This is a genomic window from Clostridium tetanomorphum, from assembly GCF_017873215.1.
GTDB classification, from domain to species: Bacteria; Bacillota; Clostridia; order Clostridiales; family Clostridiaceae; genus Clostridium_AO; species Clostridium_AO tetanomorphum.
The window spans coordinates 320,149-345,088 of record NZ_JAGGKA010000001.1; the positions used below are offsets into that span (position 1 = coordinate 320,149).

The 24,940-nt window shown below is 34.4% G+C and carries 24 protein-coding genes; 20 read left to right on the forward strand and 4 right to left on the reverse strand.

The genetic code is table 11. From position 1 onward, the window contains the following. Window positions 1-5 precede the first annotated feature (5 nt). From J2Z24_RS01620 to J2Z24_RS01630, 3 genes are all read left to right on the forward strand, one after another. Entirely contained in the window at window positions 6-815 is an 810-nt protein-coding gene (locus tag J2Z24_RS01620) for a serine hydrolase (protein ID WP_035150275.1), read from the forward strand. Window positions 816-1,105: 290 nt separating this feature from the next. Next, a complete protein-coding gene (pepV, locus tag J2Z24_RS01625; RefSeq protein WP_035150276.1) occupies window positions 1,106-2,497 on the forward strand; it encodes a dipeptidase PepV in 1,392 nt (463 codons plus the stop codon). Window positions 2,498-2,663: 166 nt separating this feature from the next. Then, complete coding sequence (locus tag J2Z24_RS01630; RefSeq protein ID WP_085059132.1) at window positions 2,664-3,437, forward strand: sulfite exporter TauE/SafE family protein; 774 nt, start codon at window positions 2,664-2,666, stop codon at window positions 3,435-3,437. Window positions 3,438-3,494: 57 nt separating this feature from the next. On the opposite strand, the gene J2Z24_RS01635 is transcribed toward J2Z24_RS01630, so the two are convergent. Continuing rightward, entirely contained in the window at window positions 3,495-5,360 is a 1,866-nt protein-coding gene (locus tag J2Z24_RS01635) for an LTA synthase family protein (RefSeq protein WP_035150277.1), read from the reverse strand. 331 nt (window positions 5,361-5,691) lie between these two features. On the opposite strand from J2Z24_RS01635, the gene J2Z24_RS01640 reads away from it, so the two are divergent. The 8 genes from J2Z24_RS01640 to J2Z24_RS01675 all read left to right on the forward strand — a co-directional run bounded on the left by J2Z24_RS01640 (window position 5,692) and on the right by J2Z24_RS01675 (window position 13,765). After that, the gene (locus J2Z24_RS01640; protein WP_051593380.1) at window positions 5,692-6,108 is read left to right on the forward strand and encodes an RDD family protein; all 417 of its coding nucleotides are present in this window, start codon (window positions 5,692-5,694) and stop codon (window positions 6,106-6,108) included. A gap of 25 nt (window positions 6,109-6,133) precedes the next feature. Next, window positions 6,134-7,495: a 23S rRNA (uracil(1939)-C(5))-methyltransferase RlmD gene (gene rlmD / locus J2Z24_RS01645; protein WP_035150278.1), complete on the forward strand. Its 1,362-nt coding sequence runs from the start codon at window positions 6,134-6,136 to the stop codon at window positions 7,493-7,495. 390 nt (window positions 7,496-7,885) lie between these two features. Then, window positions 7,886-8,110 (forward strand): helix-turn-helix domain-containing protein, encoded by a 225-nt coding sequence (locus J2Z24_RS01650; RefSeq protein ID WP_035150496.1) that lies wholly within the window; start codon window positions 7,886-7,888, stop codon window positions 8,108-8,110. Continuing rightward, window positions 8,103-9,383 carry a DNA methyltransferase gene (locus tag J2Z24_RS01655; RefSeq protein ID WP_035150280.1) on the forward strand — a complete coding sequence of 427 codons (1,281 nt, stop codon included), beginning with the start codon at window positions 8,103-8,105 and terminating at the stop codon, window positions 9,381-9,383. The genes J2Z24_RS01650 and J2Z24_RS01655 overlap by 8 nt, the downstream gene beginning before the upstream one ends. Next, window positions 9,368-10,639 (forward strand): TRM11 family methyltransferase, encoded by a 1,272-nt coding sequence (locus tag J2Z24_RS01660; protein ID WP_035150282.1) that lies wholly within the window; start codon window positions 9,368-9,370, stop codon window positions 10,637-10,639. Before J2Z24_RS01655 ends, J2Z24_RS01660 begins: the two co-directional genes overlap by 16 nt. 2 nt (window positions 10,640-10,641) lie before the next feature. Then, on the forward strand, window positions 10,642-11,415 hold the full coding sequence (locus J2Z24_RS01665; RefSeq protein WP_035150283.1) for a hypothetical protein: 774 nt from the start codon (window positions 10,642-10,644) through the stop codon (window positions 11,413-11,415). Next, window positions 11,408-12,484, forward strand: a complete 1,077-nt coding sequence (locus J2Z24_RS01670; RefSeq protein WP_051593381.1) for an McrB family protein — start codon at window positions 11,408-11,410, stop codon at window positions 12,482-12,484. Before J2Z24_RS01665 ends, J2Z24_RS01670 begins: the two co-directional genes overlap by 8 nt. 15 nt (window positions 12,485-12,499) lie before the next feature. Continuing rightward, entirely contained in the window at window positions 12,500-13,765 is a 1,266-nt protein-coding gene (locus J2Z24_RS01675) for an LlaJI family restriction endonuclease (RefSeq protein ID WP_035150284.1), read from the forward strand. A gap of 48 nt (window positions 13,766-13,813) precedes the next feature. Here J2Z24_RS01675 and J2Z24_RS01680 read toward each other — a convergent pair whose 3' ends face one another. Next, on the reverse strand, window positions 13,814-15,010 hold the full coding sequence (locus tag J2Z24_RS01680) for a CGNR zinc finger domain-containing protein (protein ID WP_035150285.1): 1,197 nt from the start codon (window positions 15,008-15,010) through the stop codon (window positions 13,814-13,816). Between the two features lie 456 nt (window positions 15,011-15,466). Here J2Z24_RS01680 and J2Z24_RS01685 point away from each other — a divergent pair, with 456 nt between their 5' ends. The 6 genes from J2Z24_RS01685 to J2Z24_RS01710 all read left to right on the forward strand — a co-directional run bounded on the left by J2Z24_RS01685 (window position 15,467) and on the right by J2Z24_RS01710 (window position 20,257). After that, window positions 15,467-16,000, forward strand: coding sequence for an RNA polymerase sigma factor (locus tag J2Z24_RS01685; RefSeq protein WP_205943206.1), 534 nt, complete (start codon window positions 15,467-15,469; stop codon window positions 15,998-16,000). A 45-nt stretch (window positions 16,001-16,045) separates the two neighbouring features. Further along, complete coding sequence (locus J2Z24_RS01690) at window positions 16,046-16,264, forward strand: hypothetical protein (RefSeq protein ID WP_035150290.1); 219 nt, start codon at window positions 16,046-16,048, stop codon at window positions 16,262-16,264. Beyond that, window positions 16,239-16,562: an rRNA biogenesis protein rrp5 gene (locus tag J2Z24_RS01695; protein WP_035150293.1), complete on the forward strand. Its 324-nt coding sequence runs from the start codon at window positions 16,239-16,241 to the stop codon at window positions 16,560-16,562. The genes J2Z24_RS01690 and J2Z24_RS01695 overlap by 26 nt, the downstream gene beginning before the upstream one ends. Further along, the gene (locus J2Z24_RS01700) at window positions 16,555-17,703 is read left to right on the forward strand and encodes a DUF2800 domain-containing protein (RefSeq protein WP_035150296.1); all 1,149 of its coding nucleotides are present in this window, start codon (window positions 16,555-16,557) and stop codon (window positions 17,701-17,703) included. Before J2Z24_RS01695 ends, J2Z24_RS01700 begins: the two co-directional genes overlap by 8 nt. Continuing rightward, entirely contained in the window at window positions 17,696-18,244 is a 549-nt protein-coding gene (locus J2Z24_RS01705) for a DUF2815 family protein (RefSeq protein ID WP_035150297.1), read from the forward strand. Before J2Z24_RS01700 ends, J2Z24_RS01705 begins: the two co-directional genes overlap by 8 nt. Before the next feature lie 78 nt (window positions 18,245-18,322). After that, the gene (locus J2Z24_RS01710) at window positions 18,323-20,257 is read left to right on the forward strand and encodes a DNA polymerase (protein WP_035150299.1); all 1,935 of its coding nucleotides are present in this window, start codon (window positions 18,323-18,325) and stop codon (window positions 20,255-20,257) included. Between the two features lie 140 nt (window positions 20,258-20,397). Here the strand turns inward: J2Z24_RS01710 and J2Z24_RS01715 are convergent, their stop codons facing one another. After that, a complete protein-coding gene (locus J2Z24_RS01715; RefSeq protein WP_035150304.1) occupies window positions 20,398-20,787 on the reverse strand; it encodes a hypothetical protein in 390 nt (129 codons plus the stop codon). A 62-nt stretch (window positions 20,788-20,849) separates the two neighbouring features. Beyond that, a complete protein-coding gene (locus tag J2Z24_RS01720) occupies window positions 20,850-21,143 on the reverse strand; it encodes a hypothetical protein (protein WP_035150306.1) in 294 nt (97 codons plus the stop codon). 208 nt (window positions 21,144-21,351) lie between these two features. Between J2Z24_RS01720 and J2Z24_RS01725 the strand changes: the two genes are divergently transcribed. The 3 genes from J2Z24_RS01725 to J2Z24_RS01735 are packed head-to-tail and all read left to right on the forward strand — an operon-like array spanning window position 21,352 to window position 24,901. Then, window positions 21,352-22,104: a phage antirepressor KilAC domain-containing protein gene (locus J2Z24_RS01725; protein ID WP_035150308.1), complete on the forward strand. Its 753-nt coding sequence runs from the start codon at window positions 21,352-21,354 to the stop codon at window positions 22,102-22,104. Continuing rightward, on the forward strand, window positions 22,104-22,538 hold the full coding sequence (locus tag J2Z24_RS01730; protein ID WP_035150310.1) for a DUF7768 domain-containing protein: 435 nt from the start codon (window positions 22,104-22,106) through the stop codon (window positions 22,536-22,538). The genes J2Z24_RS01725 and J2Z24_RS01730 overlap by 1 nt, the downstream gene beginning before the upstream one ends. Next, entirely contained in the window at window positions 22,535-24,901 is a 2,367-nt protein-coding gene (locus J2Z24_RS01735; RefSeq protein ID WP_035150313.1) for a virulence-associated E family protein, read from the forward strand. Before J2Z24_RS01730 ends, J2Z24_RS01735 begins: the two co-directional genes overlap by 4 nt. Window positions 24,902-24,940 lie beyond the last annotated feature (39 nt).

Here is a 24,940-nt window from a genome sequence, read left to right on the forward strand (position 1 = left end):
AATTTATGGAATTGGAAAATTTAATTGAAGATATAATTAATAATTCAAAAGGAGATATAGCAGTAGCTATAAAAAATCTAGAAAGTAATTCTACTATTATGATAAATGAAAAAGAAGTATTTCCTTCAGCTAGTACAATTAAATTGCTTATTATGGTTACAGCAATGCAGGAAGTTAAAGAAGGAAAAAGAAATTTAAAAGATAAAATAATTATATCTACTGAAGAAAAGTGTGGGGGGGACGGAATATTAAAAGAGTTAAATAAGGATCATAACTTTACCTTAATAGAAATTATAACTCTTATGATTATAATAAGTGATAATACAGCTACAAATATATTAATAGATATGTTAGGAATGGATAATATAAATAAAATAGCTAATGAATTAAAGTTAAATAATACAAGACTTCAGAGAAAAATGATGGATTCTGAAGCAGTAAAAATGGGTAAAGAAAATTTAACTACAGCTTTAGATATGTGTACTATTTTAGAAATGCTATATAAAGGAGAGATAGTAGATAAAGAATATAGCAATATAATGATAGAGATATTAAAAAAGCAGCAAGTTAATGGAAGACTAACATTATATTTACCAGATGACTTAGTTGTAGCTCATAAAACTGGAGATTTAGATAAATTAGAACATGATGTAGGTATAGTATATTATCCATATTGTAATTATATTATTTGTGTATTAACAAAAAACTTATATACAAATAAAGAAGGAAGAGAAATAATAGGTAAAATTTCTTATGAGGTTTATAAAAGTTTTAAAAAATTTCATAGGAATAATGTATCAAATATAATAAATTAAGTATAATATAGTAATATGAATAAATTTACAGAGCTAGTAAGATAAAACTTACTTGCTCTTTTTACTATAATGCTTGTTAAAATATTACAGTAAATTCAAAAACTATATTCTAATTCTTACTGATACTGTGCTATAATATAATTAATAATTCTATCCTATAAATAAAATCAGGTGTTTTATGATATAATTAAAGGGAAAAATATAGTGCAAAATTAGTATATAATAAATTCTTTATATAACAGTTATAGCATCAATGGGTAGACTGCAATATTTTTACTGGAGGTAGAGAAATGGAATTAAATAGAAAAATTAATGAGTTAAAAGAGGACTTAATAGAATCCACCCAAGAAATTATGAAAATAAAAAGTGTAGAAGAAGAAGGAAAAGAAGGTATGCCTTTTGGAGAAGGAGTATCTAAAGCATTAGAATGTGCTTTGAAGATTTCACGAAGATTAGGTTTTAAAACTAAAAATTTAGATGGATATGTAGGATACGCAGAATATGGTGAAGGAGAAGAATATGTAGGAGTATTAGGACATTTAGATGTAGTACCAGAAGGGGAAGGATGGAAATATCCACCTTATAGTGCAGAAATACATGAAGGAAAAATATATGGTAGGGGAGCATTAGATGATAAAGGTCCTATAATGGCAGCTTTATATGGATTAAAAGCTGTAAAGGATTTAAAATTACCATTATCCAAAAAAATTAGAATTATATTTGGAACTAATGAGGAGACTGGAAGTAAAGAGATGGAATATTATTTAAAAAGAGAAAAACCTCCAGTTTCAGGTTTTACACCAGATGCAGAATATCCTCTTATTTATGCAGAAAAAGGAATAACATCTTTTAATTTAGTTAAAGATCTAAAAACATCAGGTACAGAAGAAATATGTATAAAATATATAAAGGGTGGACAAAGAGTTAATATGGTTCCTGATTACTGTGAAGCAGGAATATGGGCTAAGGAAAAAGATCTTGTGATAAAAGCTTTAGAAAAATTTAAGTTAAGTAGTGAGTTTAACTTAACAGCTCATATAAAAAGTGATATGGTAGTTATAAAATCTGTAGGTGTTTCAGCTCATGGAAGTTTGCCAAAATTGGGTATAAATGCCATAATGCAGATGTTTAAATTCCTAGAATCTTTACCAATTGAAGACACAGATATATATGAACTTATTAGTTTTTTTAATAAATATGTAGGATTTGAATGTCATGGAGAGTCTTTTGGAGTAGCATTAGAAGATGAAGAGTCAGGGAAGTTATCTTTTAATGTAGGAACTGTTGAAATGGATTCTGAAAAAATTTCTCTAGGATTAAATTTAAGATATCCTGTAACATATACATTTGATGATTTAATGAAGCCTTTTGAAAAGACTTTGGAAGGAACAGGAATAAGAATAGAAGATATGGCTCATCAAAAGCCATTGTATTTTCCAAAAGACCATGAATTAATTAAGACTTTACTTAATGTATACACAGATCAAACTGGTGAAAGAAAAGAGCCATTGGCTATTGGTGGAGGAACCTATGCTAAAGAAATGCCTAATATAGTTGCATTTGGTCCAATTTTTCCAGGGAAGCCTGATTTAGATCATCAAGTAAATGAATATATAGAAATTGAAGATTTAATAATGAATGCTAAAATTTATGCACATGCTATATATGAGCTAGCTAAGTAGCTTTTAAAATGAAGATTATTCTTTAAGAATGATCTTCATTTTTATTTAATCAAAAAATTTCTTTTCTATATTAAAAATTACAATATCATGTTATAATGGAATTGTTAGAAAATATAATATATTTTTAATTTACATAGTTAGAGTATCATTATAAGGGGGACTTGAAATGTTAAGTACCATGCCAGTAGTCTACAAAATAGTATTTTTATGTGCAGCAGGATTTTTATCAGCATTTATAGATGCAATCGCCGGTGGCGGAGGATTAATAAGTTTACCGGCTTATTTTCTTGTAGGTTTTCCTCCTCATTATACTTTAGGGACAAATAAGTTTTCAGCAACTTGCGGTTCCATTGTAAGTACGGCAAAGTTTGCTCAATGTGGAAAAATAGACAAGAATATATTAAAGGTATTATTACCATTTACTTTCATTGGAGCTTGTACTGGTGTTACTACAGTTTTACTTATTGATTCTAGTGTATTAAAACCTCTAGTTTTATTTTTGTTACTAGGTGTAGGCGTTTACAGCTTTTTTTCAAAAGAAGTGGGAATGGAAGATAATTTTGAAGGTACAAATAAAAAGACATTAATAATAGGAAGTGCTTTTGCCTTTGCAATGGGTTTTTACGATGGATTTTTTGGTCCAGGAGTAGGTTCATTTTTAATATTTGGACTTATAAAAATATATGGTTTTGATTTTGTACGAGCTAGTGGTAATGCAAAAGCTATGAATCTAATGAGTAATTTCACTTCATTAGTGCTATTTGCGATAAAAGGGAAAATATACTATATAATGGGTATTCCCATGGCAATATTTATGATTTTAGGTGCTAGGGTTGGAACAAAACTTGCCTTAAAACAAGGAGCTAAGTTTATAAAACCAATATTTGTTACTATGTCTCTTTTAGTAGCAGGGAAGATGATATATGAAATGGTTATATAATTTTATTAAATAAGATTGTACTGAAAATGTACAATCTTATTTAATTATTTCATAATATTATTCATTTTTTTCTACATTAAATTTTTTTATTAAGTTATGTTTCAGTATTAAATCAGAGTATTCCAATTGATTTATAGAAGATTCCTTTAAATTTTTAAGAACATCATTTTCTTTTAATTTTTCTCCAGATTTTATATTATAGTAACTATCTTGTGGAGAAAGATAAAATACCTTTCCATCTGTAAAGGAACTATTTCTAAATATAACTTTTCCTTCTTTAGAATTAAACAAGTCTTTTCCCATCATATTAGAAGCAGGAAGATTAAATATATTAGCTAGAGTAGGATAAAGATCTATTTGACCACCATACACACTATAAGTACCTTTATATCTATCTTCAGGAAAATGAATAAACATAGGAACTTTTTGTAATTCCATCCATTCTAAATCAGTGAAACCTGATTTGTTTAAAAATTTAGCCAAATCTTTTTCATTGTCCCTAGGAATAGCATAATGATCTCCATATAATGCTATAATGGAATTTTTAGTTATTCCTTCTTTTTCTAATTCATTTAAGAATATACCTAGTTGTTCATCAGTGTAATGTATAGATTTTAAATAATTACCTACTAAAGTTCCTTCTAAATCACCTACATTAAAATTTCCATATTTTTTTACGTCTTCATAAGGAAAATGACTAGTCAAAGTAACCATAAAGGAGTAATAAGGTTGTTGTAAAGTCTTTATTTTTTCTATACTTTGATTAAAAAAGGATTTATCGCTTAAGCCTAAGCCTATTTCTTCATCTATATCAAAACTTTTTTCTCCATAAAAGGTTTCAAAACCATATTTAGGATACATTATATTTCTATTCCAAAAACTTTCTCTAAATCCGTGAAAAGCCACTGTAGTATATCCTTTATTTAAAAATGCCTTTGGCATAGCATTAAATTCATTTCTTGTATATAGATAAGTTACAGAACCAGAAGCTGTTGGATAAAGAGAATTATTTGATAAAAACTCAGCATCAGAAGTTCCACCAGCAGCAGTCTGATAAAAATAGTTATTAAAATAAGCACTTTTCTTTAACCATTTATTTAAATTAGGAGTTATTTCAACACCATTAATCTTTTGATTTATAGGAAAGGACTGAAGAGCCTCTACTTGTATTACTAATAAATTTTTATCTTCTCCAACTCCTTTTAAATTTTCAGTAGGTTTTTCAGAATTACTTTGTAAAAAAGTTTTTACTTTTTCTTGAGTTTTTTGGGAAACAGGAGTTCTTTTACTTATTGAATTACTTATAGAATTAACAGCATCTAAATAATGATAGTTTAAATCACCTAGTCGTTTAGATATATAAACTTTATTGTACATAGTACTTATCAATCTAGGTTGTTCTTTTGATAAATTTATAAAATACATAGCATTCATAATTGCACCTGTGAAAAATACACATGAAAATGGTATTAATCTAAGGGGAAATGGAATAGTATTTTTTTTCTCATATTTAGATTTACTATAAAAGTAGAAAAATAAAGTTAAATCTAAAGCATAAAATAAATCTTGAACTTTAAATAGGTTTCCAACACTAGATTTAACCGCCCCTAATTGAAAACCATTTAAAATTATAGGTATAGAAATTACATCTTTAAAATATCTAAAATAATTTAAATCAGCTATTATAAAAATACTTATAATAAAATTGCAAAATAAAAGAAATCTAATTCTATTTTTTTTATTAAATAAAAATGAAAAAGAAGCTAAAAGCAAAACGGATGCTAGAATTGGAGGTAATATGACTTTGTAGGAAAAATATCCTGTTTCCAGTTCCTTACCACACAAACTAAGCTTTATTGTAATAAGTAAAATAAAGCTTAGTACATCTAAATGATTAAGTATTTTACCTGTAACTTTGTTCATTTATAAATTAAACCTCCCTAAAATAATATATCCAAAATTTATTGAATATATTAACCCTAATATTAAAGATTATAAGATAAATTTATGTATTTCATTAAAACAATATGTAAATAAAATGGAAACAAAACAATAGAAAGTTTTATATCCATGCCTTGCATATATATGAAGGAATTTTTGCACAAGATATATTCTAGTACTTTAAATTATATTAGTCAACGTATTTACATTATTAAAATACTATTGCATAATAATACTTATATAATTAAAATGTTAAAGAAGAGAATAACTCTTTTAACAAAAATGTTCAATGGAAAGATTGGAGGAAATAATTATGTCAGAAGAAAAACATGAAATAGAAATGGATAAAAAAAATGAAATTGTAACAGAAGAAGAAATAAAAGAAGAAGTAGTAAAAGATAAAGAAGAGAAAAATGATGAAAATATCATGAAAGAAGAATGTGCAAAGGAGCATGAAGATAACATTAAAATTTCTTTTAATGATACATTCATGGGTAGCTTAATTGACACTATTGTAATGGCTGGTATTTCTTTGGTAGGTTTTTTTATTTTTGACAATTTAATATTAAGACTTTTAGGATTTAGATTTATAAAAGAATATAGAGGAACTGGATTGCTTATAATTTTTATATTAGTAGCAATATTGTACCCAGCTATAATGGAAAGCAAAAAGGGAAATACTATTGGAAAGAAATCTTCTAAAATATCTTTATACAAAGCAGAAAAATAATATAAAGGCGAGGGAAGTATAACTTATGAAAAAAGGCAAAGAATATGAATTTAATATAGAGAGTATGGAGTTTCCCTCAATGGGAATTGCAAATAGTGAAGGATTAAAAGTATATATAAAAAATGCCTTACCAGGACAAAAAGTATTAGCTAGGATTTCAAAGAAGAAAAAAGATTATGCTGAAGGAAAGCTATTAAAAGTAATTGAAGATATAGACTATAAAAGAGAAGTTAAGTGTTCAGCATTTGGACAATGCGGAGGATGTGTTCATCAAGATGTACCTTATGAAAAGCAGTTGGAATTGAAAAAAGAACAGGTATTAAAACTTTTTAAAGAAGCGGAACTCGAAGGATTTGAATTTTTAGGAATTGAAGGAAGTCCAGAAGAATTTGAATATAGAAACAAAATGGAATTTACCTTTGGGGATATGGAAAAGGGTGGAGAGCTTACTCTAGGTATGCATGCTAAGGGTAAAAGCTTTGGAATAATAACAGTAGATTGCTGTCAAATAGTTGATAAAGACTATAGGATTATTTTAAGCACAGTACTAAATTATTTTAGAAATAAAAATCTTCCTCATTATAGGGTAATGAGTCATGAAGGGTATTTGAGAAATCTAGTTATCAGAAAAGCTTCAAATACAGGAGAAATATTAATAAATTTTGTAACTACATCTCAAATAGAATTTAATTTTGAAGAAATTACAGAAGAACTTAGAAATTTAGATTATGTAGGAAATTTAGTTGGTATAATACATACAATAAATGATTCTTTATCTGATGTAGTTCAAGCAGATAAAATAGAATTACTATATGGCAGAGACTATATAATAGAAGAACTATTAGGATTAAAATTTAAAATAACACCATTTTCATTTTTCCAAACTAATTCTAAAGGAGCAGAAAAACTATATAGCATAGTTAGACAGTTTATCGGTGAAGCTAAATCCAAAACTGTATTTGACCTTTACTGTGGTACAGGAACTATAGGTCAAATTGTAGCTCCAGAAGCAAAGAAAGTTATAGGAATAGAGCTTATTGAAGAGGCTGTTAAATCCGCTAATGAAAATGCAAAACTTAATGGTTTAGATAACTGCACTTTTATAGCAGGGGATGTAGCTAAAATTATAGGAACTATTAATGAAAAACCAGACCTTATAATACTAGATCCACCAAGACCAGGAGTGCATCCAGTAGCTTTAGATTATGTTATAAAATTCAACGCACCAGATATAATCTATGTATCCTGTAATCCGAAGACTTTAGTTACAGACTTAAAGGTACTTGTGGAGAATGGATATACAATAGAAAAAGTGAAGGTAAAAGATATGTTCCCTCATACACCACACGTTGAGTGCGTGACATTGATGTCAAGGGTTGAGAAATAGGAGAGCTCAAAATACTGATAAATAAAGGGTTTTCAAGGTTGGATGATTTTCTGCCTGATGTCTGGCAGTGCCTTTTAACCTTGGAAATCCTTATTTTTGTTTATGAGGAAATAGGTCAACTGTAAAAAATGTGTGTAGGGTTGAGTTGACAGATTAGATTTTTTATAGAGGTTGAGTAGACAGGATAGATAATTAGAATGTCACTTACTATTTATGGAAGAAAGATAGTGAAGCAGAAATGATAATATTATCCATGGTACCACAATTTTACAGAGAACACGATTGTAGGAAATTATCCTAATAATGTAGGAAAAATGATTTACTTTGTGGGAATTGAGTGGTATAATTATTATTTGTGATAGAATGCTGGTTAAGTTAGGGAGTGAAGAAATGCAAGTAAGTTATAAAAAGTTATGGAAACTATTAATTGATCGCGATATGCGAAAGCAAGATTTGAAAGAGAAAGCAGGTATAAGCAAAGGAACAATAACAAAGCTTGGAAAAAATCAAAATGTTTCTACGGAGACACTTGCAAAAATCTGCGCAGCATTAGAATGCAATATTGAGGATATTGTAGAATTTTCGACAGAAGAACAGAGGGACAATAATGTATAGAGAGTTAGAGCAAAAATTCAAAGTTATATATCCAGAAAGTGAAAATGCAACATATTCTAGTTTGTTAAACTATTCTGATGATTTAAATAGGCCTAGACAAAGATGGTATAGGTATAAAGAAGGTTTTTCACTGGAGCTAGTAAGGAAATTGATAAATGAATATAACAAAAATAAAAATGGTACAATAATGGATCCATTTCTCGGCAGCGGAAGTACAATTATAGCTGCTAATCAATTAGGACTTAATGGCATTGGATTTGAAGTGAATCCATTTTCATATTTTCTTTCAAAATGTAAACTACGTAATTACAGTGCCGAGATTGCTTTGGAGTTTAAAAATGCATCACAAGAAGTATTAAGTGTTAAGTATGAGCGAGAATATAAGTTACCGGCATTATCCATAAGTCAAAACGTATTTAATTCTGATGTAGAAAATTATTTAATGAATGTTAAAGCAAACATATTAGAGGGGAAATATAGCGATGAAGTTAAAAACTTGCTGATTTTGGGATGGATTTCAAGTATTGAACCATTATCAAACTATCGAAAAGGCGGAAATGGATTAAAGAAACGAAAGTATGTAAAGCCACGTATCATTACTGTAAGTGATGCGAGGAGTGAACTACTTACTTTCTATACTAATATATTCGATGATATTACTTCTAATGATATAACATTTAAGGCACAAATTTTTAACGACTCATGCTTGAATTCGAGGGAATATGTAGAAGATGGGTCAGTTAGTGGAATTATTTTTTCACCACCTTATGCAAATTGTTTTGATTATACAGAAATATATAAATTAGAGCTATGGTTTGGAGGATTTGTTAATTCATATGAGGATCTAAGAAAACTGAGAAAAAAATCACTACGGTCTCATTTAAATGGTGAATTGAGTTTAGAAAATGTTGATACAACAAAGATATCTAAATCAACTCAAGAGTTACTTGATTCTTTAGCAACAAAAAAATTATGGGATAAGAGAATTCCTTTGATGCTTCAATTGTACTACCTCGATATGTTTAAGGTAATAGATCAGAGTTATGCTGCACTTGAAGATAATGGGTTTTGTGCCATTGTTGTAGGTAATTCTTCTTATGGTGGAGTTGTATTTCCGACAGATTTAATCTTAGCAGAATATGCTCAAAAAATTGGGTTTAAAGTAGATAAGATTGAAGTTGATAGATACATTATCACCAGTTCCCAACAGTACGAATCTACTAAAGAATATGGTAAATATTTAAGGGAGAGTGTTGTATGTCTAAAAAAATAAATAATCACATCATTGTTGAAAGTCTACCAAAGGATATAGAGTTTGGAGGGTCATACATAATTGCTCAATCTAATCCAAACACATATACACATTCATTCTTTAAATATCCATGCCGCTTTATTCCAGAGATTCCAAGATGGGCTATTCAAAAATATTTAACTGGAGTTCAAAATGGTTCTGTTTTTGACCCGTTTGCAGGTAGCGGTACTACGCTATTAGAAAGTGTTATTAATGATTTTGAGGCTTATGGAACTGAGATTGATAATATTGCAAAATTGATCATTAAAGTAAAAACTACTCCTTTTACTAAAGATAAGTTAGATGAAATAGCTAATGAATTTAATAGGATTATTACAAACATAGATACAAGCCAAAAACCTCAAAGACTTCCTGGCATTAATAATTTAAACCATTGGTTCACGGAAGATGCAATTGTAAAATTATCCGGAATTAAAATGAACATCGATAGCATTGATGACAAAGATATCCGTGACTTTTTCAAAGTATGTTTTGTTTCAATAATTAAAAGAGTATCAAATGCTGATGATGTTTCTCCCAAACCATATGTGTCCAATAAAGTTATAAAGAACCCGCCAGAGACTATCAAAGAGTTTTCGTCTACATTTACTAAATACTTTGAAGGAATAAAAGAACTTAGTAATCTTGGACTGACAAAAAAGGCTCGCATTATAAACGGGGATGCTTTGAATTTTGAGTTTGATGGTTTATATGATTTGGCAGTTACGTCGCCACCATATATAAATGCATTTGATTATGCCCGGACAATGAGATTGGAAAACCTTTGGTTGGATACTATGACTGAAAACGAGTTGAGGGAGAAAAAGAAAGATTATGTAGGTACCGAATCAATTAAGGTTGCAGAAGAGGAAAAAAACCTCGAAATTTTGGAGAAAAGTATAATTCTTAAATCATATTACAATCAAATTTTTGAAAAGGACAAAAAAAGAGCGCTGATTGTTAAAAAGTTCTTTGAAGATATGGAAGGTAACCTCAAGAATACTTATAAATACCTAAAGCCGGGTGGTCATTATATGATAGTAATTGGGAACAGCTCAATACGTAAGGTGGAAGTTGAAAGCTGGAAGGTTATCCAACAACTCTCGGAACTTGTTGGGTTTAAAACCGAAACCTATTTTAATTATTTAATCCAAAACCCTTATATAAGAATACCGAGAAAAAATAAGGGAGGAAAAATTAATGTAGATCATGTATTAGTTCTTAAAAAGGAGGGATAAGCTTGAACCTATCTGGATGGAAATATGAAGGCAGAATTATCAGTGATAATTTACAACATCAGATTATGGAAATAATCAAAATATTGAATGACCCTGAGAAGGTTCAGAATAGAACATGGGGTGGGAGTTTACAGAAATTTATTGGTAACCAAATAGGAATCTCTGATGGACAAGTTCGGACCATAAAAAGAATGATGGAAGAGTTTGATATATTAAAACCTGGTGCATTAAATCGACGGACAGTACCAGATAAATCAAATATTTATTCTGAAAATGGGGAGGTTCTTATAAGGTTATTTGAAAGCGAAGAACTTTTGAAACAAAAGCCTTCCAAGGATTCTTATGAACAGATAGAGAGAATTAAAGAAATATATAAATTATTCTATTTGAAAATTTTAGTAAAATACACTATAAGAGATAAGGATGGTAATGAGTTTCATCCTGCAGTTATTCTATTAAAAGCTTTGAAAAAGTATGAATATTTAACTTACTGGGAGTGGTATCTACTTAATACAATAATTACTTCAGATAACAATCCTGAGGAAGAACAGGAGTTTGATAAATATATTACCGACATTAGGAATGGGGCATTAAAAGCTTCTGACTTAAAGATTACGGAAAATGTATTATCACATTCTTATATTTTGGGAAACTTCGCATATGTGGGATTAATCAAAGTTGAAGGTAAAAAAGAAAATATGAAGATCACAATTAACGAAAAAAACAAACATATAATTGATGAGATTCTAAGAGAATGGGGGTCAGATGATGAGTAATAATTTTGATGAATCAATTGATAGTAAGATTGACGAAAATATTAAGGCTATTATGGAAAAACGTAATATTAAATCTTCAGATAACGAGCCGCCAGGAAATACCGACTTTCACGGGAGAAATATATTACTTTACGGCGTTCCTGGTAGTGGAAAAAGTTTTACAATAAAAAAAGAGTATTGTGATGATGAGAATAGACTAGAACGTTTAGTTTTTCATCCTGATTATACATACTCAGATTTTGTAGGACAAATACTACCTGATGTTTCAGATGGAATCGTAAACTATAAATTTAAACCAGGTCCTTTTACAAGACTGCTAAAAAGAGCATACGAAAACCCTACTACTGAATTTTTTCTTATAATTGAAGAAATTAATAGGGGTAATGCACCTGCTATATTCGGAGAAATCTTTCAATTACTTGACAGGGATGAAACAGGTGCAAGTGAATATGGTATTTCAAATACTGATATAGCTAAAGTTGTATATGGTGATGAGACGCGAAAAGTGCGTATCCCATCAAATCTAAACATAATAGGTACTATGAATACTTCTGATCAAAATGTTTTCACGCTAGATACCGCGTTTCAACGTAGATGGGAAATGCGTATGATAGAGAATAATTTTGATAAAGCGGATGCGGAATTTGCAAATCATCCAATTTTGGACACAACTGTAACATGGAAAACTTTTTGCACAGAAATTAACAAAATAATACTTGATAAAAATGTAAGAATGACATCATCTGAGGATAAACGATTAGGGGTATACTTTGTCCATTTGAGTGATCTGATTTATGATGAAAATGCTGATAACCCTAATCTTAGTGAAAAAGAGCGTATTAAAGCTAAACAAAACAACAGTCGTTTCCCAGAAAAAGTATTAAAATATCTTTGGGACGATGCTTTTAAATTTTCCCGTGAAGATATTTTTGAGGTGAGCCAGTATAACAGTTTAGAAGCTGTAGTCGCAAAATTTTCAAGCGAGAAAAAAAATGACCGATTTAAAGTTTTTAAAGAAAATGTATATGATGCATTTGTTTCTCCTAATGCTGATGGACAAAATGATTAAAGGTGGTGACTCAACATGGTAATAGACTCTGAAATACGTAAACGCTGCCGTGTAAATACAAATGAAGAGGGAGATCGCTTTGTCGGTATTAAGGCTGATTCTGATGATGTAGTAGTCTATTTCCCTGTTGGTTATCATCTTCCAGAGAATGAAATAGATGTTAAACGTGATATACTTCATTTGTTTCAAGTGTTGGCTGAGTTTACTGATAGCTCTGACCGAGTGCTTGCTATGAATAAGTTTGAGGCCCCACAATCAGTCGACTTTCCTATTAATGCTTATCTAGAGGTTATATATTATTTTATGGAGAAGAACGGTTACTATATGGAAACTGAACCTGTATATAAAACAAGAGACCGTGGAAATATTGACTGGGCAAAAACTATACAAAGGCAAAAGGCATTGATACAGTCTAACTTTTCACCAGTGTATACACAATATACTGTTCGAGAATCAACTCCGAATGAGAATAAGTTAATAACCCATATACACAGACATTGTGTATATGAAAGTTTTTCAAAACTAGGATGGCTATTTACTCCATATATGCCTGAACCACCACAAATACCCCTTGACATTAAGCGCTTTATAATTGCATTAAATGACAAGTTGGCAACTACATATAACGATAAGGATAAAAAATTATTTAGATCTATGAAGGCAATGCTAGAATATATGGATGAAAAACCATCAGTAAAACAGTTCTATTTTGGAACTGATTATTTTGAGAATGTTTGGGAAAAGCTGATAGATCGTGTGTTTGGAATCAAAAACAAGAAGGATTATTTTCCTAGAACAAGATGGCGTTTGCGAAAAGGTAAACACAAAGAAAAATACCCTCTAGAACCGGATAGTATAATGCTACATAACGATAAGATATATGTGTTAGATGCAAAGTACTATAGATACGGCGTTTCAGGCAATCCAGATCATTTACCGGATTCATCATCGATTAACAAGCAGATAACATACGGCGAGTATATACAAAGACAGTTAAACTTACCGAATGAGTCTTTATATAATGCTTTTATTATGCCATATAATGCTGCGAAAAATTACTTCGGTTTTACTACTCCATTTGGTAATATTGGTGAGGCGGTTGGTGATTGGAAGGGAGATACCTATTATTACGAAAGAATTCAAGGAATTGTTGTAGATACTCGGTATCTAATGTATCATTACACGGGAAATTCAAAAAAAAGCATAATAGCATTAGCAGAATCTATAGAAAAAGCTTTAGTTGAGAATAATGGTTTTCTTCCTCAGCCAAGTTCAGAATAAATTGTAATACCTCTGTCATAGCATCATATCTATGAACAGAGGTATTTTCTATTGTTGGCTTTCCTTTTTACGTTTTCGGTAATTTCTTTGAGCAGTGGCGTTTCCACATTCCGGGCAACAATATTTATTCCTTGTGGATGTCGTCTTTACTAAGAAATATTGATTGCAGTTTGGGTTTGCACATAGTCTATATAATTCTAATCCGGGTTTCATATAAAAAATTGAAAAGTAGATTGCTCCCATAAGCGAATCTACACGCCATGATGGTGACATAGTTGCGACATTGTACTGTGGATGAATACCATTTAAGTTTTCATTGATTTCTTCACCAATAATTAATCGAGCAATATCAATAAGAGCATTTTTCATGTGGTCATTGAACTTTGTCTTGTCTGGTTGCGAGTAATATTGAATACCGTTTTCATAATCAAAGGATTTAATAATCCCTACCTCATATTGATAATGAAATAAAAAATCTGTAATTAGTCGAATAGAATGGTCAGCATTTGGCTTATTACAGTAGAGATTAACCACTGCCTTAAATCGTTTGCTATCAGAACCAGGTTTAGATGTCATATAGCCACCCATGATATCATTATAGTCATTTATGTCCAGTTCATATGTCGGTTGATAAATGGTGTCTGTGATTGTATATGTATCCTTATCAAAAGCCTCCTGCCCTCTGTCTACTATTTGTAGATAGGGGGCATTTTCTATTTCATCATAAAATGGATGTCTGCAAGTAGTGTAAGGTTCTCTCAGACTCATCACATTAATTGAAACAGGATCTGAAAGTAGTAGATATAAAGTTAAATGCAATATATCTTGATAGTTTTTTCTAGGTTCTTCAATTGCGCTCATTAATCTAACTGTTGCTTTAATTCGATAGACTAATTCTAACATTGTATGAGCATCTACAGATTCATATTCACAATCACTGATGGGAAATAAAAAGCCATTCTTTTTGAAAAAGTCAAAAAGCACATCAATATTCCCATTTGGTAAAGAAATCAATGACGATAGAATATTTTTCTCTTCTATAGATCCTGTGCTTGCCAATCTTAAGAGACCTTCCTTTGCAGCGAAAGCAAAGCGAATCCTTTTTGTTGGCAGGCTTTGTAATTTAAGCGTCGTTATCGGTTCGACTCCAGGAGCAATATGTTCTATATCTTTTACACAGTCACAAGAATAGCTTTCATATCTAAATAAATTATTTTCAAAAAAATCTTCCCTATTTGTCTCCATAACTTAAACCTCATTTATATGAAATGTAATTATAAAAATAATATTTAGTAAAATTATCCAGAAGTAATAACTAAAAATATAATATAAAAAAATTATATCATTAAAAAGTAACTTTAACAATAATGTCAAGCTGAAATTTTTGGTAAAGTAATACGAATTTTATCAAATTTACTTACTATTTAAAGGGCAATACAATAATTACAGACGGCGGACAAGTTCTTCGTAAGTAGCAAAATTCGATTGCTTCCCGTCTACAAAAAAATATCGAATGCCTGATTTGCAATAAGGGCAGAGGATACATATTGTTTCGCTCCAATCCGTAAGGATTGTTGCGGTGCAATAGAAGTACCTTACCTTATTGCGCTCATTTTCAGGATAAAAAGGTCTGTGTACTTCTGGTACAGGCCTATTTTTGTATCCTTTGCCGCCAATGCAATCCGGCGGAAAGGATGCAAAATGAAAATTAGAATTCAGCACGAAAACAAATCTATCTATCTGGAGGTACCAGACGAGGACTTCACCTTAATGATTGAGGCGGATTATGAGGACAGGCTATCTTCTGCAGAGGACAAAGAAACCGTGACCCGGCGCTCTCCACAGGAGATAATGGACGAACGTTTCAACAAGCCGGAATACAATAACTGGCACAAATTTGACAGACACAGAGGTATGCCAAAGAAACCATTCCGCAAGGATGACCAAGAGGTTGATGAAACCGACCATATGGACTACTTCCCTGACTACTCAGTTGAAATGACTAGAGAGAAAAAAGAAGAGTATGAGCATATCTGTGAAATTATTCGCAAGGCTCTCAAGGAAAAACAAGCGGAGCTACTGATTGCTATAGTCTTGGATGGTGTTTCGGTAACAGAGTATGCAGAACGTGAGGGGGTAAGTGTAAGTGCCATTTCCCACCGTTTAGATACAGCTAAAAAGAATTTCAAAAAAATATATCCCAAATCCTCAACTTTCCCCTCTTGCCATGGCTAATAGTTAGAGGGCAGCACATAGACGCTCTCGGAAAGAGGTGAATACATGAAGCACAACTTGAAAATCAGTGTTTCAAAAAAACCACAGTCTGGCGGGATTGTTTCCTGTCGAAACGTCACCATTAGGGAGCGTTTCCTTCGTTTCTTACTTGGTGATAAGCAGAAACTGATCATCCTTGTTCCGGGTGACACCGTACAGGAACTCGCCATCAGTGAGATTAAGGAAGGAGGAATAAGCCATGAGCAAGATCAAGCTACTCCTTGATGTGGTTTCCGATATGCGCTCTTTGGCAGACAGCATACAAGCGGTTGCTGATGTAATGGTGGGCAATGAACCTGTCGAAACAAAAGAACCGACTACAACTGTAAAAGAGCCTGAACCAAATAAAAAGGAAATCACTCTGGAGGAAGTCAGAGCAAAACTTGCTGAAAAGAGTCAAGCCGGTCTTACTGCTCAAGTAAGAGAAATAATCCAAAAATACGGTGGCTCTAAATTAAGCGAAGTGGACCCAAAACATTATGCAGATATGTTAAAAGATGCGGAGGTACTTGGGAATGAGTGATCATGCAGTTCTTTCCGCATCAGGCGCCCATAGGTGGCTGAATTGCCTTCCGTCTGCACGATTGGAACTGGAGTTTGTAAATAACGAATCCAGTGCAGCCGCTGAAGGCACCGCCGCCCATGCTCTCTGCGAACATAAACTCAAAAAAGCACTTCACATGAGAAGTAAGCGTCCTGTCTCAGTTTATAACTCCGATGCGATGGAAGAACACAGTGATGCCTATGTGGAATTTGTAATGGAAAAGCTTGAGCTGGCAAAGCAGAGCTGCACAGACCCTTTAATACTAATCGAACAGCGTCTTGATTTTTCCTGCTATGTTCCACAGGGATTTGGAACCGGTGACTGCATCATTATTGCAGATAAGAAACTTCACATTATCGATTTCAAGTATGGCATGGGAGTATTGGTGGATGCGGTGGACAATCCACAGATGAAACTGTATGCACTGGGTGCTTTAGAAATTTACGATAGTTTGTACGACATCGAGGAAGTGTCCATGACCATTTTCCAGCCACGCAGAGAGAATGTCAGCACATGGACAATACGGGTAGAGGATTTAAAAGCTTGGGCAGAAAAAGAACTAAAACCAAAGGCAAAAAAAGCTTATGACGGTGAAGGTGAATATCTTCCGGGTGAGTGGTGTACTTTCTGCCGAGCGGCAGTTAAATGCCGTGCTAGGGCTGAGGAAAAACTGAAATTGGCACAATCGGAGTTTAAACTACCTCCACTACTTACGGACTCTGAAATCGAGGAAGTTCTATCTAAACTGTCCGACCTTACGAAATGGGCAAATGAAATCATTGCATATGCCACCGATGCAGCTGTTAATCATGGGAAAGAGTGGCATGGTTTTAAGGTTGTTGAGGGCAGATCTGTCCGCAAATACAAGGATGAAGATGCTGTGGCTGAAGTAGCCAAAGCAAACGGTTATAAAGATATCTTTCGTCAGAGTCTCATCACTCTTACGGAAATGGAAAGGCTGATGGGCAAATCAAAATTTGAGAAGATACTCGGTGATCTTATATACAAGCCACCGGGAAAGCCGACTCTGGTCCCGCTATCGGATAAGCGTCCGGCTATGAACGTATCAAACGCAAAAAACGAATTTAACGAAATAACGGAGGAATGTGAATATGAATAATAAAAACAGAACGAAGGTTATCACTGGTGTAAACACACGTCTCAGCTACTTTCATGGCTGGGAACCGGTATCCATCAATGGTGGGGCAGAAAAGTATAGTGTATCGGTATTGATTCCTAAATCGGATAAGGAAACCATTAATGCCATCAATGCAGCAGTTGATGCAGCTATTGAAGAGGGCATTGCAAAGTTTGGCGGTAAAAAACCAAATAAGGCTGCTATCAAGCTGCCGCTTCGAGATGGTGATGTAGAACGAGATGATGAGGCTTATAAAGGACATTATTTTGTAAATGCCAACAGCACTACTCCTCCTCAGATTGTAGATAAAGCAGTCAAGCCTATTCTGGATCGCAATGAGGTATACAGTGGTTGCTATGCAAGAGTGTCACTTAATTTTTATGCTTTCAATTCTAACGGGAACAAGGGTGTGGCCTGCGGACTTGGTAACATCCAGAAGATTAGAGACGGAGAGCCTTTAGGCAGCAGAACCACAGCGGCTGATGATTTCACCACAATTGAAGATAATGATTTCCTAGCATAACAGGTAAAGTATGAATACAAACGGGGTGGTGGAAGTTGTTCTTCTGTCACCTCGTTTGCATTGGAAAGGGTGTAATACATGAATTCTATATCTATTGATATTGAGACATTTAGTAGTGCCAATCTTCAAAAATGTGGAGTCTACCGTTATGCCGAGAGTGATGATTTTGAAATTCTATTGTTTGGTTATTCGGTTGATGGTGGTGCAGTTCAGGTGGTCGATCTTGCCTGCGGAGAGAAAATCCCAAAAGAAATAATCAATGCTCTTATGGATAATTCCGTTACCAAATGGGCCTTTAATGCTATGTTTGAGCGTGTTTGCCTATCAAAATGGCTTAACCTTACTGATTATCTTGACCCTACATCCTGGAAATGCTCAATGGTATGGTCGGCTTATATGGGACTTCCGCTTTCTCTTGAAGGTGTCGGTGCAGTCTTAGGATTGGAAAAACAAAAATTGACGGAAGGCAAAGACCTCATTAAATACTTCTGTACACCATGCTCCCCTACTAAATCAAATGGAGGACGAGTTCGTAATCTGCCAAAACACGACATAGATAAATGGGAGCGGTTTAAAGCATATAACCTCCGTGATGTGGAAGCCGAGATGTCAATACAGCAGAGACTATCTAAATTCCCGCTTCCAGAGGATATATGGTCAGAATATCATCTTGACCAGAAAATAAATGATCGTGGAATCTCTATTGACATGGCTTTTGTAAAACAAGCCGTCAAGATGGATGAACAGTCGCGGGAAAAGCTAATGGCTTTAATGCAGGATATAACTAATTTGGAGAATCCAAACTCTGTACAACAAATGAAAGAATGGCTTGCTGATAACGGATTGGAAACAGATAGCCTTGGTAAAAAAGCGGTTGCTGAGATGTTAAAGACAGCACCTGAACCACTAGGCACCGTTTTGGAACTTCGTCAGCAGCTTGCAAAATCATCGATAAAAAAATACACGGCAATGGAGAATGTAGTATGTAATGATGGTCGTGCAAGAGGAATGTTTCAGTTTTATGGAGCAAACAGAACTGGTAGGTTTTCGGGCAGGCTTATTCAACTACAAAATCTCCCTCAAAACCATATGCCTGATTTGGAACAGGCTCGTGCTTTAGTTCGTAGCGGAAACTTTGATGCTCTTACCTTACTTTATGATTCTATCCCGGAGGTACTGTCGGAACTTATCCGAACTGCTTTTATACCACAGGAGGGCATGAAGTTTATAGTTGCAGATTTTTCAGCGATTGAAGCTCGCGTTATCGCTTGGCTTGCGGGAGAAAAATGGAGAATAGATGTATTCCAAAATGGCGGTGACATTTACTGTGCAAGTGCATCTCAGATGTTTAATGTACCTGTGGAGAAAAACGGTGTTAATGGACATCTTCGTCAGAAAGGGAAAATTGCCGAACTTGCCCTAGGTTACGGTGGATCTGTTGGAGCACTGAAATCAATGGGTGCTTTGGAGATGGGAATTGAAGAAGAGGAACTTCAACCTCTTGTAACGGCTTGGAGACAATCCAATCCCAATATTACAAAACTATGGTGGGATGTTGACCGTGCTGTAAAAACCTGCGTTAAGCAGAAAACTCCTACAGAAACACACGGTATTAAATTTATATATCAAAGTGGAATGCTCTTTTTTGTCCTTCCTTCCGGCAGGCGGCTTTCCTATGTGAAACCTCGTATGGGAGAGAATGTATTTGGTGGTGAGTCAGTTACTTATGAAGGTATCGGTGGGACGAAAAAGTGGGAAAGAATCGAAAGCTACGGTCCAAAATTTGTAGAGAATATTGTTCAGGCAATTAGTCGTGACATTTTGTGTCATGCGATGCAGACATTAAAGAATTGTTCCATTGTGGCTCATGTACACGATGAAATTATCATCGAGGCGGATAAGGGGATGTCACTTTCTGCTATCTGTAAGCAGATGGCTAGAACGCCAACTTGGGCAAATGGCCTGTTACTTAGTGCTGATGGTTATGAGTGTCAATTTTATCAAAAAGATTAAATTAATTGGGTATTCGGATTATCATGTGGTAGAAGTTAAAAGACCTTCAATTTTTAAACAACGAAAACAGGATAGCACTATTTTATGGTTAGTACGTGCTATCCTGTTTGTTCCACAAATGCGCCCGTTTGCGGAATACTTTAAAGTTCTTTAAATTTATTTTGCACCTGAACAAGCACGTATTTTTTAGTCCACATTTGAGTAGTAACAAGTAATCTTTCTCCGTCTTTTTCAAAGAACAGACCAGCGCCATCTTTCTCTTTAAATTCCCATCCCTTGGAACCAATCATTTGTATAATATTTTCATCGGCTATCGAAATACCTTCATTTTCGGTTTTTGTGATATACCAAATGGAATCATCGTCTGTTGCAATCTCTACTATCTTTTCATCAGAATTTTTTAGTTTTTCAATTGCTTCTTTTGCTGATAGATTATCTATCGGTAAAGAAGGATAGTATGATTTATTTACAAATATAAACACTGCTACAATCACTACTACTATGCCCAAGATAATTCCAACCTGTTTCATGCATTATCCCCCTCGTATTAAATTTTTATAGTTCCTCTTGAACAATCTAGCCCTTTTGTCGATTAAAAGTTAAATAATCCTCGCTCTTTCCATTGGTCAAAATACTTTTGATAGCCCATTTCCTCAGCAGTCATGGTATATTGCGTTTCTTCCATTCTAAAAGTATGAGAACCAGACAAGGCTTCATATGTTGGACTTCCTTTTACATCCTCAAAAAGATCTTCGAATGTCTTAACATCCACTTCTGTTGTTCCATTCTCGTTAGTTTCAAGAAGAATAAAAACTACATCTTCTTGATCTATACTCCGTTTAAACATTAACCCTGCTTTATTCAATGACGAATATAACTGATTCATTTTTACACTCTCTTCTTGCTAACAAGTTCAGTCCGTTTGTTGAAGTGAAAAACTACTGAATCAATCTTTAAATCCATATTAACATACACAAATTCCGCAGGATAATCATAATTCCAAATTATTTTTTGAAAATCCTCAACAATCATTACCTCCTGTGGCTATTAGGTAGAGGAACTTTCCTCTGACTATATTGCAGGAGGTAATTCGTATGGACGAATTAGTAAAAATCAATTATGAAAGTCAACGACCAACCGTACTCGGTCGTGATCTACATGAAGCCTTGGAAGTAAAGACCGCTTATAAAGACTGGTTTCCAAGAATGTGTGAGTACGGATTTGAGGAAGGGTCAGACTTTAGCTCATTTTTGAGCGAAAGTACTGGAGGCAGACCAAGCATAGACCATCAGTTAACAATTGACATGGCAAAAGAGCTATGCATGATACAGCGTACTCCAAAAGGCAAAGAGTGTCGCCAATACTTTCTTGAAATAGAAAGAAGATGGAATTCACCAGAGGCAATCATGGCAAGGGCACTTCAGATTGCCAATCAACAGCTAACTCAAGTAAGGAAACAAAATAAAGTGCTTGAAGGTACGATTGCTGTTCAGAATCAGCAAATTGCAGAAATGAAACCGAAAGTCTCTTATTACGATGTGGTTTTAAATTGCAAAGACCTCATTTCTACATCAGCAATTGCCAAAGATTACGGCAAGTCAGCTATTTGGATGAACCGCTATCTTAATAAAAAGGGCATCCAATTTAAACAAGGTGGTATCTGGCTTTTATATCAGAAGTATGCAGAAAAAGGCTATACCAGCACCAAGACACATAGCTACATTGGTAGTAACGGTGAACTGCATACAAAAGTCCATACATATTGGACTCAAAAAGGCAGACTCTTCATTTACGAACTGTTGAAGGCAGATGGTATTTTGCCGCAGATAGAAATGGAGGGTGTGTAATGGGAATTGATAAATTCAATCATGAAGGATACCATGACCCAACTCCCCATGAGGCACTGACCAACATAATAAGAAAGAAAAAGGCAGAGAAAAAATCTGCCTTTAAGCCGCTTGTATATATTTGTTCTCCCTATTCCGGTGATGTAGAAGGAAACGTTAAAAAGGCTCGCAACTTTTGTAGATTTGCCTTGGAGAATAATTGCATCCCAATTGCTCCCCACCTTATGTTTCCGCAGTTTATGGATGATGAAGATCCAAAGGAACGGGAACTTGCCATATTTATGGACATCGTGCTTATGGGCAAATGCTCCGAGGTTTGGGTGCTAGGCAATACCATCTCAAGCGGGATGGCAAGGGAGATTGAAGTAGCCAAGAAACGCAGACAAACGGTCAGATATTTTAGTCCGGAGCATGAGGAGGTCGAAAGCTTATGAAAATCGCTGTGGGCAACAGCCGGATGGACAAGAAATGGAAAAACAAAGATATCTCGTGGGAGGATTTTTGTGCCCGTGTAAAGACAACACAACGTACTACGGAAACAGTAGAAGAATATCGGAAATTAAAAAGAGGCCAACAAGATGATATCAAAGATGTGGGTGGTTTTGTCGGAGGGCATTTAAAAGGGGGAAGGCGAAAGAAGGGCAATGTTTTATGCCGTTCTTTGCTTACCCTAGATATGGATTACGGTAGACCAGATATCTGGGAACAAATCAGTATGCTTTTTGATTTCAAATGCTGTGTTTATTCCACCCATAAGCACACACCGGAAAATCCAAGACTTAGGCTAATCGTTCCTCTCGCTCGTGAAATCAGCGAAGAAGAATACGCAGCCGTTGGACGTATGGTGGCAAAAGAAATCGGCATAGATCTTTTCGATGATACGACTTATGAAGCCCATCGCCTTATGTATTGGCCATCCACTTCCTCTAATGGTGAATTCGTCTATCAAGAGCAGGATGGAGAATTGCTTGACCCTGATGTTTATCTTTCAAAATATCAAAACTGGCGGGATACATCAACATGGCCAGTATCAAGCAGGCAGTCTGAAGTTATAAATCGCAGTCTTAAAGAGCAAGCAGACCCGCTTTTAAAGGAAGGTGTGGTAGGAACATTCTGTCGTGCCTACTCCGTTCGTGAAGCAATTGAGAAATTCTTAGGTGCAGTTTATGCACCTTCTGCTATGGAAGGGCGATACGATTATATTCCAGCTGATAGTAGTGCCGGTGTGATTATCTACGATGATAAATTCGCATACAGCCATCATGCTACAGACCCAGCAAGTGGATTACTCCTCAATGCTTTTGATCTCGTTCGTATTCATAAATTCGGTTCTTTAGATGATAAAGCTTCTACCACTACAGCTCCTGGTAAGATGCCATCTTTTGTGGCAATGTGCGAGTTTGCTATAAAAGATGAAAGAGTAAAAGCTGAGTTTTCTAAGGAAAGACAGGCACAGGCTGAAGAGGAGTTTAGTGATGAGGATTGGCAGACAGCTTTGGAATTGGATAAGCAAGGCCGAATAAAAGACACTCTAGACAACATCGTTTTGATTATTCGTCATGACAAGGAATTACAGCATATAGCTTTTAATTGCCACCGTGATGGTATTGATGCCAAAGGTGGCCTGCCTTGGGAACAGATCAAGGCGGGTTGGAATGATTCAGATAATGCACTTCTTAAAGTGTATTTAAGCAGCAAATACGGAGTTTATTCACCTACCAAGACCAAGGATGCTGTGTTAGCTGTAGCGTCAGAACGAGCCTACCATCCTGTTAAGGAGTATCTGGACTCCCTGCCAAAATGGGATGGAATTAGTCGAGTAGATAATCTATTAATTGATTATTTCGGTGCAACAGATAATTCCTATACAAAAGCAGTCATCCGCAAAACGATGGTTGCAGCGGTAGCCCGCATTTATAGACCAGGCACAAAGTTTGATAGTGTCCTTATCTTAAACGGTCCTCAAGGTATCGGTAAGTCAACCTTCTTTGCAAAACTTGCTGGAGATTGGTTTTCAGATAGTTTGACCATTACGGACATGAAAGATAAATCTGGAGCTGAGAAACTTCAGGGATATTGGTTATTGGAACTGGGTGAGCTTGCTGGTATGCGTAAGACGGATGTGGAAATTGTGAAGTCTTTTATTTCGAGGGCAGATGATAAGTACCGGGCAAGTTATGGAGTCAATGTGGAAAGCCATCCCCGTCAGTGTGTGATTGTAGGTTCAACAAATGCAGAAAGCGGGTTTCTTCGAGATATAACTGGCAATCGAAGATTCTGGCCAGTCCGTATTAGCGGTAATGGTAAAAAGAAAGCTTGGCAGATGACTAAAGAGGAAGTACAGCAGATTTGGGCAGAGACACTAGTGCTATATGAGAAAGGCGAAAAACTCTACCTTGAAGGTGATGATGCATCCATGGCAACTAGTGAGCAGGCAGATGCCATGGAAACAGATGAACGAGAAGGATTGGTTCGTACCTATCTGGATACTCTTTTGCCGGATGATTGGGACACTATGTCTTTATACGAACGTAGAAATTTCCTCGGCGGTAGCGAATTTGGCGGCGGAACCCGTGTTGGAACAGTAAAAAGAACCCTTGTCTGCAATATGGAGATTTGGTGTGAATGTTTTGGAAAAGATGCATCCTCAATGAGAACATCTGATTCTTATGCCATCGGTGCCATTATGAGAAAGATCAGTGGGTGGAACAAGTACACCGGGAACAAGAACGGAACAATCAATTTTCCTATCTATGGAAAGCAACGAGCTTATTCCCGAGTCGAGGAACAAAGCTAGTTGTACCTTACCTTGTTCTCATACTGGTTCTTTCCCCAA